Source organism: Coleofasciculus sp. G3-WIS-01 (assembly GCF_040223135.1).
GTDB lineage: Bacteria > Cyanobacteriota > Cyanobacteriia > Cyanobacteriales > Coleofasciculaceae > Coleofasciculus.
This window is the reverse complement of the sequence record NZ_JAVJZI010000178.1, coordinates 1-12452: the sequence shown is the minus strand read 5'-3', so window position 1 is coordinate 12452 and position 12452 is coordinate 1. Positions and strand designations below refer to the sequence as shown.

The window sequence follows — 12452 nt, the reverse complement described above, 5'->3', positions numbered from 1 at the left end:
CGATCAAGAAATCGGTATTGACAAGGGATATACCGAAGCCTTCTACACCTCAAATGGGGACAGCATTGCCGATGGAGTAGGACATCTTATGACCGAGAAAACGAAGCGCATCACCCGCACAAATCGCAACCGTTACAGACTAGTACCCGTGCGAAACGTTATTGGTAAAACCCGTCCCTACAACCACGCACCCCCGCTCCCTTGTTGCCTCAACTCCTCTTGATCAGATGCGTACATTTTTAATCCCGGGCTATCAGCTACGAGTTGGCTCTCGATTAGAGAAGGCAACCCTGTTGAAGTTTCTCCAACTCAGTTATCAAGAGCTTTTTTCTCAACAGCAGGATTTTTCTCATTTAGAAGAAACAGTAAGGCGGTATTTTTGTCAAGACACACCGTTGTGGTGGGTAGACGTAGCCAACCCTGAGGGTGACGCCGCACCATCAAATCAACCTGTTGCTGGTCTGTGGCTGGGAAATGCAATTGATCAGGTCACCGGCGATCGCCATGCCCATGTTTTTTTGCTGTACGTGATGCCAGACCATCGGCGTCGGGGTATTGGTTCGGCGCTGATGTGCCATGGGGAGAACTGGGCGAGAGAGCGGGGCGATCGCCAAATTGGGTTGCAAGTGTTTCAGTCTAATCCATCGGCTGTGCGTCTATATGATAAGTTAGGATTCCAAACCCAGTCCCTTTGGATGGTAAAACCGTTCTCTGGATAAGCGTTGTGACCCTCTAAAGACCGTCGAGAGCCTACTTTGGAGTGCGAAAATTATGTAATGGATAAGTTGACTCATGACAAATAACAAATGACAAATAACCGTCGAATAAGATATTTTTTAAAATATGTATGATAACGACGAGCTAAGATTAATCGAGGCGGCAGGTGAGCTAGAAAGCCCTCTGGATGAAATAGAGCCAATTGATGACCACTCAGAGGCGACTCAACCCGATCCAGAAGCGATGCTGGCTCTGCTAACCGCTGGCCAAACGCCCCAACGGATGCTGGCGGCGCGGGCTTTTTGTGAACTTCAAGATAAACGGGCAATTCCCCATCTGATTAATCTGTTAAATGATGTCTGTCCTTTGGTACGGGTCAGTGCAGCTTATGCCTTGGGACGCAATCCCGACCCGACAGCCGTAGATCCGTTAATTGAGCAACTGAACCGGGATTGGAATGGTTATGTGCGTAAAGGGGTCGTTTGGGCATTAGGGAATTGCCGCGATCGCAGAGCATTGCCAAGCTTGATTGATGCCTTATGTACAGATATCTCTGCCGTGCGTTTGTGGGCAGCAAGTTCCCTGGCACAAATGGCGAAGTTGGACTATGACGATATAGTCGCCTGTATTCCCCCGTTAATTACCGCCTTAAAACAAGATCCTATGGCAGCAGTACGCAGTAACTGTGCCTGGTCATTAGGGCAGCTTTGTCGAGAACTACCCTCCAATGCTATCTATGCGGGTGCGGTTGACGGTTTAATTGAAGCCTTTGCCGAAGATGAAGATATGGGCGTGCGGGAAGATGGGAAAGCAGCCCTGTTGAGAGTGGGCGATCCCCGTGCCTTACAGATGATTGAGGAACTTGAGCTAGAAGGACTGTTTTAGCGGATTGGTCATTGGTCATTTGTTTGCTCCCCCAGTGCCCTATTCCCTATTGCCTATCGACAGCTTCTCTCTACAGACTGATGAACTTTTTATGCCTGCTTCTCAAAATAGAAAGCAGAAGCACAACGCAACACTAATCCGAGTCCTGCATTCTGGCAGGTTTATCGGTGCTGAAGCATAAATAGAGAGAAAATAGAGAGAAAAATATGGCTGTAGCACAATCACAATTAAGACATGCAATTGGTGTCTTTCCTAGCCGTCAACAGGCAGAAAATGCGCTCATGGAACTCAGAGATAGAGGATTTGATCTGAATCGAGTTTCTGTGATTGCCAAAGACGCTAGTCTCAACGACAAAATTGGCGGTACTGACCTGCATAAAAGCGATGGCAACCATGCGGGAGAAGGCGCAAAAGCGGGTGCAGCGGCTGGCGGTACGGTAGGAGGTTTCCTCGGCTTAATTGGTGGTCTAGGCGTACTGGCAATTCCTGGTGTCGGTGTAGCGACAGAATTAGGCGTTATTTTAGCGAATACTCTTCTAGGAGGCGTTATTGGTGGCGCAGGCGGCGGTTTAGTTGGTGCCCTGATTGGTTGGGGAATACCTGAAGATGCCGCTAAACATTATGACGAACGAGTTTCCGTTGGGGATTACGTGGTCATTGTCGAGGGTAGCGAAACCGAGATCCTGAATATGAGACCTATTTTGCAAAATCGAGGAATTCAGGATTGGGCTGTCTATAATGCACCTGGCGTCAATACCAATCCTCAGATGGGCGGTAGAGTGTAGGTAGATAGAAGGATGGGCAATGTTCATCCTAATAAATACAGTAGACTTAGAAACGGCGGGGATCAGTCCTCACCGTTTGTTTTTTGGCATAATTCTAGGCAACCCATTCACCAAACCCTTATTATGGAAGCATTTCAGTTAACTGTCTTTCTTCCATCTACAACGGATGCGTGAAGCGGAGCTTGTCTAAAGATTTTATGTCTCCACAGACGAATGAAGACTATCTTGCCTTACTCAGGCAAGGGGTGGAGGTATGGAATGCGTGGAAGGCACACCACCCCGATATCCGACCCAATCTCTGCTTTGCTACGGGCAAGGGCTTTACCATCCAAGGGGCAAAACTCAGTGGCGTGGATTTGAGTCGGGCAAACCTGAGTCAGGCAGATTTGAGTAAAGCGGATCTGACTGGTGCGAACCTCAGTGAAGCATATTTGAGTGAGGCATATTTGAGTCAGGCAGATTTGATTGGTGCGAACCTCACGGCGGCAGATCTCAGAGGTGCTGACTTAATTAGTGCTAACCTGATTGGTGCTAACCTGAATAACATCTATCTGAGTGGCGCCGATTTGACTAAAGCCAACCTCAGTGGTGCTGATTTAGTTGGGGCAAAACTGATTGGCGCTAAGTTGAGTGGAACTAATCTCAGTGGTGCAAATCTCAGTGGGGCGAATCTCAGTGGTGCCCACCTTGTCGGTGCGAATCTCAGGGGGGCAAATCTTAAGCAAGCCTATTGCTCTCAAGCCAATCTTCGGGGTGCCAATTTACAACGCTGCAAAGCCCTCAACACCGATTTTCACCAAGCCATATTCACCGCCGCCTGTCTGGAAGACTGGCACATCAATAGCGGGACGAATTTAGCTGAGGTGATTTGTGAGTACATTTATTTACAAACCGATCAAAACGAACGCCGTCCCCATCAGGGAATTTTTGCCCTTGGAGAATTTACGAGGATTTTTCAAGTCCCCTTAGAAACTGTCAATTTAATTTTCCGCAATGGTATTGATTGGCAAGCATTCTTTGCCGCCTTCCAAGCCTGTCAAGCCCAGGATGGCAGTAACATCCTCACGATTCAATCTTTAGAAAATCGCCCTGATGGGGTATTAACCATCCGGATTGCCATTCCTATCGATGCCAATCGGATTGAGGTTGAGCATTTCCTCAATCGTGAGTACGATGCCCAAATCCAGGCGATCGATAAAGACTATCGTTATCAGTTAAAGGCAAAATATGAGCAAGTCGCTGCCTATCGTCAGCAGAGTGCCAATTTAACTGAGATCTTGCAACGGTTGGCACAGAGAACCGTGAATCCAAGTCAAACGATTAATGTAGAGGCAAGACGCTTAGTTGAACCCCTAACCTCTAACCAGTCTGATCAGGGTGAGTCCGGGGAAAATTGCCCGTCTCTTAACTGTGCGATCGCACCCCCTTATACCCTAGAACAAAAGCAACGACTGACCAATACCGCGACCAAAATTCAAAAGTTACTCCAACAACTCGATCAAACCTATCCCACGAATACACCTCTGGAAAAACAGCGGGTGGTTCTTCAGGTACTGGAGAGGATTGAGAATAATCCGATCCTGAAAGCTTCTGTCGTTGAAGGCTTAAAAAACGTGCCGAGTCAGGTATTAAAAGAGTTGATTAATCATCCTTTAGTCAATGTGCTTCTGGCAGCGTTAGAAGAATATCAGTAAAACCAATTTATAAACGAAACTTTTTGATTATTTTTTGCGTCCCTTGAGACTAGATGAATGATTAAGTTAAAGGCTGACTCATGTTTTCAAAAAAATCGAACAAGAGAAAACCCCTGTGGATGTCTCTAGCTTCATTGACATTACTGCTGATAGTTGGCAATTTAACGATGACTGGATGCGGACTGGTAAAACCCATCAATAAATCTACGCAACCAGAAATAGAAAATCAGCGAACTGAGAAAGACTCAGCCACAGATACTGATCAAGACGCTGAGGAAGAAAAAACAGAGGCAGAAAAACAGTATGAAGCCGAAGGGATAGACACAATTGATGATGATGATCCTGAATGATTCTCAATCAGGATTGACTACCTCCTTTTGTGCTACCCTCCAAAATATGGAGAGTCAGCATAACTACAGTAACCTAGCAACCACCCTGCGCGATCGCAGAGTTCGCCTCGCCCAGCTTATCGATTTCCCTGTCATTCTCTGGGCGGGAGGTTCCCATCCGCGCAATTTTCCGGCAAATCCGTTCCCGTTTCGCGCTAGTAGTCATTTTCTCTACTTTGCCGGTTTACCTCTAGAGGGTGCCGTCATTTATCTCAAAGATGGCAGGTTAGAACTATTTATCGATGAACCCTCGCCAGCCAGTACCCTTTGGCATGGCGAAATGCCCAAACCAGAGGAAATAGCCCAAAGAATTGGTGCTGATGCAGCTTTTCCTGTCTCAGAATTAGCATCAAGGACAGCTGATGCGGCAACTCTGGCGGTGCAAGATGTGATAACATATCAGCAGCAAGGGCAACTGTTAAATCGATTCGTCGCCCCTGCTAACGCCCCAGAAGGAATTGACCGCGAATTAGCCAAAGCCATTGTCTCTTTGCGACTGTGCCACGATGCTGAGGCATTATCGGAGTTACGTAAAGCCGCCGCCGTGACGGTAGCTGCTCATAAAGCGGGAATGCAGGCAATTGGGGGTAGAGACGTTGCGGCGGAACCTCTCTACGAAGCCACAATCCGGGGGGCGATGGAAGGAGTAATTCTTGCCCACAACATGAGTTGCGCTTATGGCAGTATTGTCACGGTTCATGGGGAAGTGTTGCACAATGAACATTATCACCACCCCTTGCAACCTGGAGATTTACTTCTGGCAGATGTGGGGGCGGAAACTGACAGGGGATGGGCAGCAGATGTGACTCGCACCTTCCCGGTGACGGGAAAGTTTTCGCCGACGCAGCGTGATATTTACGAGTGTGTTTTAGCCGCCCATAATGCTTGTATTGAGAAAGTTCATCCGGGTGTAGAATATCGCGACATTCATTTATTAGCTGCTGCAACTATTACTCAAGGATTAGTGGATTTAGGGATTTTGCGGGGACAGGTTTCGGATTTAGTGGAACAGGATGCTCATGCTTTGTTCTTTCCTCATGGCGTTGGGCATCTACTTGGTTTAGATGTCCATGATATGGAAGATTTAGGCGATTTAGCCGGGTATGCAGAAAATCGAGTCAGGAGCAATCGCTTTGGCTTAGGGTTTCTGCGACTTGATCGACCCTTGCAACCGGGAATGCTGGTTACAATTGAACCTGGATTCTATCAAGTTCCAGCTATTTTAAATGATCCAGAACGACGCGCCAAGTATCAGGATGTGGTTAATTGGGATCGTTTAGCTCAGTTTGCTGATGTGCGCGGGATTCGGATAGAGAATGATGTTTTAGTCACTCAAGAGGGTAGCGAAGTCCTCACCGCCGCCTTACCAACTGATGCAGATGCAATTGAACAACTGATGATATCAAGTTAACCCCCCTACCTTGCGGACGCAAGGCAAGTGTAGCTGCGACTTCCTCCTCGCCAATTTACCATCGAAAAGGCTCGCATCCCTTACTACGAACTACGAACGAACTCCTCAAGCAGGCGCGATCGCTCCTACACTAGAGTTATAATACCTAGTCATTAATGTAGAGGCTTTTATGCATCTGCAACCTCGCCCATTCATCACTCGCCTTACGGCTGTCCTCAGCCTTCTACTCCTCAGCGCTTGTAACGGGAGTAACACGAATCCAGACAAATTCGGTGGTTTGACGATTAAATTCCTAGCAGGTAGCGCCTTGGGAGACTTCTGCAACCAAGCGGCGGAAAAATTCAATCAACAACAGCCCCAACTTGATAATGGCACCGCCATCCGCCTAACCTGTGAATCGATGGGGAGTGGCGATATCGTCACCCGCCTGGTTTCTCAAGGCTCACAACTCAAAAATGGCACCCTGGAAGCAGAATCTGCGGAATTGCCCACCTTGATTTCCGTGGATGGCGAGATTTATCAAAGTCAGCTAATCTACCGGATGAATCAGCTATTTCCCGGACAAAACTACATCCCGGAGATTACAGACTCCCCCCTGCTGGTAAATAGTCCGATGGTATTTATGGCACAAGAGGATGTAGCCACAGGATTGAAGAACACTGCTGATCCCTTCAAAGCCTTAGTCACTGCTGAAACCCATCAAGATATCGACCCCGCCAGTCCCCCCCTAGCCGTTCACTACGTCCATACCGCACCCACCCGTTCTAATTCTGGCTTACAAACCTTAGTCGCCCAATATGCGGCGGTTTCGGGGAAGCGCCCGGAAGATTTAACAGTGGAAGATGTTAAGAACTATGAATCACAAGTTCAGCAAATTCAAAGCAAAATCACTCGGTATGGTGTTTCCACCGATTCACTAGCGCAAGCCATGGTACAAAATGGACCCTTTTGGGCGTCTGTGGGTTCAGTCTATGAGTCTTCCGTCATTGCGGCGAATGCGAACCCTCAACCCAATCAACCTCGTTACCAAGCCGTTTATCCTAACGCCACTTTTACCTCAAATATGCGGGCGATTATCCCCAATGCGCCTTGGGTGAGTGAGGAAGAAAAAGCCGCCGCCGAGAAGGTTGTTACTTATTTGCAATCGCCTGAAGCCCAACAAATTGCTACTGAACTGGGTTTGCGCCCTGGAACCCCAGGTGTCGCTTTAGGACCTAAATTTATCCCAGAGTTTGGCGTTAATCCACAGGCGAAATACGATTCCTATCGCCCCCCTCAACCTGAAGTTGTTGAGGCAATGTTAACCTCCTGGCAAGAGGTGGCAAAGAAACCGTCCCAAGTGGTTGTGGTTGTGGATACATCAGGTTCGATGACGGGTAATAAGTTACCTGCTGTACAGAATACATTGCAGAAATATATTAATAGTTTAGGGTCTAAAGATAAGATTGCCCTCATTGATTTTGATGAGGAAATTCGCGAACCTGTGTTAGTCGAAGGAACTGATGCCGGACGGAATCGCGGTTTGGAGTTTATTAGTGGTCTCAAAGCTGATGGAGGGACTAAACTTTATGATGCAGCGCTTTATGCCCGTAACTGGTTGCAAGAAAATCCGCGCCCGGATGCGATTAATGCTGTGCTAATTCTCACCGATGGGGAAGATTCGGGTTCTCAGATTAATCTGAATCAACTGGAACAAGAATTGCAAAAAAGTGGGTTTAATAGTGATCAGCGAATTGCCTTTTTTACCATTGGTTATGGCAGGGAAGGTGAGTTTGATCCTCAAGCGCTGAAGAAAATTGCTGACCTGAATGCGGGCTATTACCGCAAAGGAGACCCAGAAACGATTGCCACGGTTATGAATGATTTGCAGGTTGAATTTTAGTTGGTCATTCGTCATTTGTAAGGGTTTGAGGGTTGTTTACATAACTTAATATGGTTGAGTTTATTTCCACCAACCTACTTAGTCCCTAAACTCGCCCCTACAAATCAGGTTCCCTAGAAGGTTGTGAAGGATCAACACTTGATCAGGGCGGGTTTAGTCGCATCTGGGTTAGGCAAGAAACGATAATAGTGAAACCCGCCCCTACACAAAATACAAAACACAAAACCGATGAAACTGGCAAATCCACTTAACTATCCTTTAGCTGTACTCGCTGGCGGAATTGTCCTTGTTGTCGGCGTTCGTCTGGCTAACTTACCCAGCGTAGCCATGTTACCATTTGCCGCCGTTATTGCTACAGGCGGCGCGATCGCACTCAAATCGAAAGAACCGGAAACACTGAATCTAGAGAACCCGGAACTGGCGCGGGAACTGCAATTGGTCAAACAGCAAGCCCAGACATTAGCAGGGAAAGCGGAGATATTGCGATCGCAGGCTACTCAACTCTTAAGCGATGGCTTAGAAGTCGAGTTACTCGCCGCCGTTCAGTATACGTGCGATCGCGCCTCTGAATTGCCTGCTAAAGTTGACCAGTTGTCTCAACGCTTCCAAGGGGCTGATTCCCTATTATCCGTCAGTGATTTACAACAACAACTCGAACAGGTCAATCAAAAACAAATCCAAGCCAGTGGTGTTGCTAAAGACCAACTTAACAAACTTACAGAAAGCTTGCAGCGTAATCTCCAGTTAGCGCATCAGGGACAAGATGCGCGTCAAGCCCAAGTTACCAGTCTTTCGACTATGATTGCTGATGCCGCCGGGGTTTTGCAGCAACTCCAAAATAAGCTAAGAACTGCCGATTTAAATGACTCTGAACAAGCCAGGGAACTCCGTTCCTTGAGTGAAGAACTTCATAGTTTAGAAGAGAGTTTCGATCTATTGGTAACAAAATAATCCAAGTAAACGTTTGACTTTTGACTTTTTACTTCCGCGTAGCAGCTTAGCAATTCCTTCTCCCCAGAACAATGGCAACCCAAACTCGTCAATCTCAAAACCCAACCCGGCTGTTAACCTCTATTGGCATTATCCTGGTATCTTTAGGTTTAACTTATGCCCCTTTACCTGGATTCAACCAGACTGTTGTTGTGGTTAGTGGAACTGAACTGGCTGAACCCCTGCAAAGTCTAGAAGCCAAGTTTGAAGAAGAAAATCCGGGAATTGACTTAGAACTCAAGTTTCAAGGTTCCCAGGATATAGTAAATAACTATATTGATAACCAGAACGACTTCCAGCCTACGGTACTCATTCCCGCCAGTAGCGAGATTGTACAGGAATTACGCGATCGCATTCAGGCGCAACAGAACAGCGAACCCTTCTACAATACACCTCAACCTATTGCCAAAACTATCCTTGTGGGTATTGCCTGGACTCAACGGGGCAATATTCTGTTTCCCAACGGGCGTTTCCAATGGCAACAGGTTGAACAAGCCATGGAAGCCGGAAACTGGGGAGAAATTGGCGGGAATAACGATTGGGGCAGTTTTGATTTTTTGATGACAGATCCCACCCGTTCTAATAGTGGTCAGGTAACGTTAGGACTATGGGCGCAGTCTAAATTAGGCGGACGTCCACTCAGCAGCGCCGGATTAAACAATCCCGCGATTAATGCTTTATTTAGTGTAATTAAGCGTTCCGTCTATCAGCCACCCCGTTCCACCGACATATTACTGCAAGAATTTATTAGTCGGGGTCCCAATGATGCGGATGTGGCTACCGTGTATGAAAGTATTGCCCTCTATCGTTGGCAGCAATCAGCCGCGAATCAAGGCAAACCCTACCAAATTTATTACCTTGATCCGACCATTGAAACGGTATCTACCGCAGCCATTGTACGACGCAATGTGAGTGAAAGTCAGGCAAAAGCTGCCCAACAATTTTTAGAGTTTCTGACTCAACCGCCACAACAGGAAGTGTTTGTGCAGTACGGTTTCCGTCCGGTTAATAATACAGTCGATTTACAAACCGTTGCCAATAGTCCTTGGTCTCAGACTATTCCAGGTGCTCAGATCAATCCCCCTGGAAACGTGATTCCACCCCCGGATAAGCAAGTGTTAACTGAAATTCAACGGTTGTGGGAGAGGGCAAATTAACGAAGTAGGTTGGCACAGGTTGACAGGGGTTTTCAAGTTAGTAGACTACAGACCCTAGAAGCAAGTTGGGGTACTTCACCCCGTCCTCGTTACCAAAACAGTTACGAGATGTTATAACAAGTTATTTGTTTTGATTGTTTACCGTTCATTGTTGAATTTGTCTCTTACTCCTCTGATGTGGGTGGTGAGTCAGGTACAGACTCAAGCTGTTCTATCGGTTGGGGAGGCGAGAAGCGATCGCGCATTTGTTTGAACGCTTGGGGATTGAGTAGCCACTGGGCGATAAATACAGCAGCGCCAGCCGAAAGAATAATCACAAGTATCCCAAAAACTCCGATGATGATTTTGAACCAATCCTGACTAGAGGATACCGTTTCAACGTCTATGGGTTCTGAAACATCCTCTTCCTCCTCAGCAACAGGTTCCTCTGTGGCTGGCAATTCAGTCTCTAACTCAATAGTCGGGGCATTTTTTTCCAGTTGTAGTCCTCCCAAATTCAAAACCACTGGATATTGAGGAGAAACAGCACAATAGGAGAGAACAACGGAAGCATTATCATAACCATTCCGTTGATTTGCCTGATCAACGAGAAACTTTGCCGCTGCTTCTAGGGATAGCTTGCCACTAAACACATCTTTGGCGAAATCCCCATAAATAGACTCCAGCCAATTATTATCACTTACCCCATCAGAACAGAGCAACAGTAAACCATCTTCCTCTAAAATAAAGCGGCGTACATGGGGATAGAGAGACTCCGCCTCCTTGGTTCCTATCGCTTGGGTCAATGCGCCAGAATCAGGGCGCTGTAAGGCATGGCGGTACAAACTGCGACCCATCCTAACTTCCCGCGCTGCTACATCATCATCGACGGTAAGCTGTTGGCAATAGTCGGGAGTGATCCAGTAGGCACGACTATCTCCGACACTGACAATATAGAGTTCGTGACTATTGCCTTCGCTATCCGATTGAATCACCTTTTGCGGCAATTGTAGGGCGATGGTTAAGGTTGTACCCATGCGCCGTCGGGATTCTCGTTCTTGTTGGTCGTTCTTGGAGGCAATAAGATTATTGACAACTCGAACAATTGCTGATAGCTGTTGTGCCACTAAATCCGGACTCATCAGTTCCGGATCTTCGAGTAACTCAGCTAGTAATGCCCGCACCTGAATTTTCACCGACTGCATGGCGATATGGCTAGCGACTTCGCCGCCTTCATGTCCGCCAATACCATCGCAGACGATGGAGAGATGGGAAATCAGGGGATCAGGTTCTGTGGTCAAATCCGATCGCAGAGGGTAGCAGCTATCCTCATTGTGGTCATGTAACGGACCTGTATCCGTGAGTCCAGCTACCTCTAAACGCAGGGGTTGTTGCGAAGATTGAGCCAAAAGAAGCTGATTAAGCTGGACTGCGATCGCGTCAAAGGAGGGGTTGGGCGTTTGCATTTGCTGGGCGATGTCTCGCAGTTGAGCCGCCACCGCCACGGATGCTGTGTGACACCAGGATTCCCAACATTGTCCTAGCTGTTGCAGACTCACCTGAGTTCGGGAGTGGGGTAGGGTTGTCGTACCTCCAGACGCACCTGTTGATGAGTCTTTTCTTTCACCCGTGACTGACAGGGGGACAGATTGGAAATCACTCGTCCCATTCCTAACCAGTTCCCGCAGTCGCACCCGCCAGCCTTCGACTCGCACCTGTTCGGGATCAACCAAGGTGGCGGCTACGCCTAATTCAGCTAAAGGTTGCCATAACTCTAGAATTTGCCATAACCAATAGATCTGACGTAAAGGCGAGGCTTGTGACCATTGTGAAGTAATCGCTGGATAGAGTTCACCCTTATTGTCGATCGGGACATTTTCCAGCAAAATAATCGGTGTATCCGATTCAGACTCTGCCCCAGAACAAACGCCATAAACCTCCGGAACGTGCAGACGATGGGGATACAGGCGTAGATAGGGGAGGAACATGCCATTTAAGCGATCGGGAGCCTCGGGCAACTCCTCTGGGTGCAGATCCAGCCAAATTTGGGGGGCGACGACTTGATACCGTTCGGCAACAATTTCCCCCACCGGGAGCGATGCAGCCGTTGCACCCACTGCCCACAGATAACGATTAGTTTGCGGCTCTTCAGTACTCATAACCTTAAAAATACTTTAAAAATAATCCTGGAATGAATTGGCAACGGTCGCAACTCCAGCCGTTTTCGGTTTGATCAGATACACCGAGATCCTGGAAAAAGAAATAATGTACCTCATGTAGAGGCTGGCTAACCATAAATACCAGACCCCCAAGATAAACCAGAATAGTCAACTGCCCCACCCACTTTTGGGATGGGGCTTGTAACTAGGCGAGATTACTCTCGCCCGAAACATAGGGCGCATTGACTGACGCCTGCTCCTCAGTCCCACGTTGGGTAGAAGAGAGAATGTAATCGTCTCGGACATTAAGAGCAGCATTAAGGTCAGCGTGAGTCTGATAGCCACAGTTTTTACAACAGAAGCGAGACTTGTTACGATTTGTCCGCCTGATGTGTTTGCAGACA

General features: G+C 47.6%; 11 protein-coding genes and 1 pseudogene. 10 read left to right on the top strand and 2 right to left on the bottom strand.

The window, feature by feature from the left end; genetic code table 11:
* From RIM23_RS17565 to RIM23_RS17520, 10 genes and pseudogenes are all read left to right on the top strand, one after another.
* Positions 1 to 223 (top strand): annotated as a pseudogene (locus tag RIM23_RS17565) (hypothetical protein); the annotation flags it as partial.
* 4 nt (positions 224 to 227) lie between these two features.
* Positions 228 to 719, top strand: coding sequence for a GNAT family N-acetyltransferase (locus RIM23_RS17560; protein WP_446368455.1), 492 nt, complete (start codon positions 228 to 230; stop codon positions 717 to 719).
* Positions 720 to 843: 124 nt separating this feature from the next.
* On the top strand, positions 844 to 1602 hold the full coding sequence (locus RIM23_RS17555) for a HEAT repeat domain-containing protein (RefSeq protein ID WP_446368454.1): 759 nt from the start codon (positions 844 to 846) through the stop codon (positions 1600 to 1602).
* A gap of 206 nt (positions 1603 to 1808) precedes the next feature.
* The gene (locus RIM23_RS17550; protein ID WP_446368453.1) at positions 1809 to 2387 is read left to right on the top strand and encodes a general stress protein; all 579 of its coding nucleotides are present in this window, start codon (positions 1809 to 1811) and stop codon (positions 2385 to 2387) included.
* A 197-nt stretch (positions 2388 to 2584) separates the two neighbouring features.
* A complete protein-coding gene (locus RIM23_RS17545) occupies positions 2585 to 4081 on the top strand; it encodes a pentapeptide repeat-containing protein (protein ID WP_446368452.1) in 1497 nt (498 codons plus the stop codon).
* Positions 4082 to 4200: 119 nt separating this feature from the next.
* Positions 4201 to 4431: a hypothetical protein gene (locus RIM23_RS17540; RefSeq protein WP_446368451.1), complete on the top strand. Its 231-nt coding sequence runs from the start codon at positions 4201 to 4203 to the stop codon at positions 4429 to 4431.
* 46 nt (positions 4432 to 4477) lie between these two features.
* The gene (locus tag RIM23_RS17535; RefSeq protein ID WP_446368456.1) at positions 4478 to 5881 is read left to right on the top strand and encodes an aminopeptidase P family protein; all 1404 of its coding nucleotides are present in this window, start codon (positions 4478 to 4480) and stop codon (positions 5879 to 5881) included.
* A 169-nt stretch (positions 5882 to 6050) separates the two neighbouring features.
* A complete protein-coding gene (locus RIM23_RS17530) occupies positions 6051 to 7763 on the top strand; it encodes an extracellular solute-binding protein (RefSeq protein WP_446368450.1) in 1713 nt (570 codons plus the stop codon).
* A gap of 228 nt (positions 7764 to 7991) precedes the next feature.
* Positions 7992 to 8714: a hypothetical protein gene (locus tag RIM23_RS17525; RefSeq protein ID WP_446368449.1), complete on the top strand. Its 723-nt coding sequence runs from the start codon at positions 7992 to 7994 to the stop codon at positions 8712 to 8714.
* Positions 8715 to 8785: 71 nt separating this feature from the next.
* Positions 8786 to 9910, top strand: a complete 1125-nt coding sequence (locus tag RIM23_RS17520; protein ID WP_446339964.1) for a substrate-binding domain-containing protein — start codon at positions 8786 to 8788, stop codon at positions 9908 to 9910.
* A gap of 164 nt (positions 9911 to 10074) precedes the next feature.
* On the opposite strand, the gene RIM23_RS17515 is transcribed toward RIM23_RS17520, so the two are convergent.
* On the bottom strand, positions 10075 to 12048 hold the full coding sequence (locus RIM23_RS17515; RefSeq protein ID WP_446368448.1) for a PP2C family protein-serine/threonine phosphatase: 1974 nt from the start codon (positions 12046 to 12048) through the stop codon (positions 10075 to 10077).
* A gap of 205 nt (positions 12049 to 12253) precedes the next feature.
* On the bottom strand, positions 12254 to 12452 hold a 199-nt coding region (locus RIM23_RS17510), incomplete at its 5' end, for a zinc ribbon domain-containing protein (protein ID WP_446368447.1).

Excerpts from the sequence above, each read along its gene's own strand:
- RIM23_RS17525 (WP_446368449.1), top strand. The coding sequence starts at position 7,992 with ATGAAACTGGCAAATCCACTTAACTATCCTTTAGCTGTACTCGCTGGC.
- RIM23_RS17535 (WP_446368456.1), top strand. The coding sequence starts at position 4,478 with ATGGAGAGTCAGCATAACTACAGTAACCTAGCAACCACCCTGCGCGAT.
- RIM23_RS17515 (WP_446368448.1), bottom strand. The coding sequence starts at position 12,048 with ATGAGTACTGAAGAGCCGCAAACTAATCGTTATCTGTGGGCAGTGGGT.
- RIM23_RS17540 (WP_446368451.1), top strand. The coding sequence starts at position 4,201 with ATGTCTCTAGCTTCATTGACATTACTGCTGATAGTTGGCAATTTAACG.
- RIM23_RS17520 (WP_446339964.1), top strand. The coding sequence starts at position 8,786 with ATGGCAACCCAAACTCGTCAATCTCAAAACCCAACCCGGCTGTTAACC.
- RIM23_RS17560 (WP_446368455.1), top strand. The coding sequence starts at position 228 with ATGCGTACATTTTTAATCCCGGGCTATCAGCTACGAGTTGGCTCTCGA.
- RIM23_RS17545 (WP_446368452.1), top strand. The coding sequence starts at position 2,585 with ATGTCTCCACAGACGAATGAAGACTATCTTGCCTTACTCAGGCAAGGG.
- RIM23_RS17555 (WP_446368454.1), top strand. The coding sequence starts at position 844 with ATGTATGATAACGACGAGCTAAGATTAATCGAGGCGGCAGGTGAGCTA.
- RIM23_RS17550 (WP_446368453.1), top strand. The coding sequence starts at position 1,809 with ATGGCTGTAGCACAATCACAATTAAGACATGCAATTGGTGTCTTTCCT.
- RIM23_RS17530 (WP_446368450.1), top strand. The coding sequence starts at position 6,051 with ATGCATCTGCAACCTCGCCCATTCATCACTCGCCTTACGGCTGTCCTC.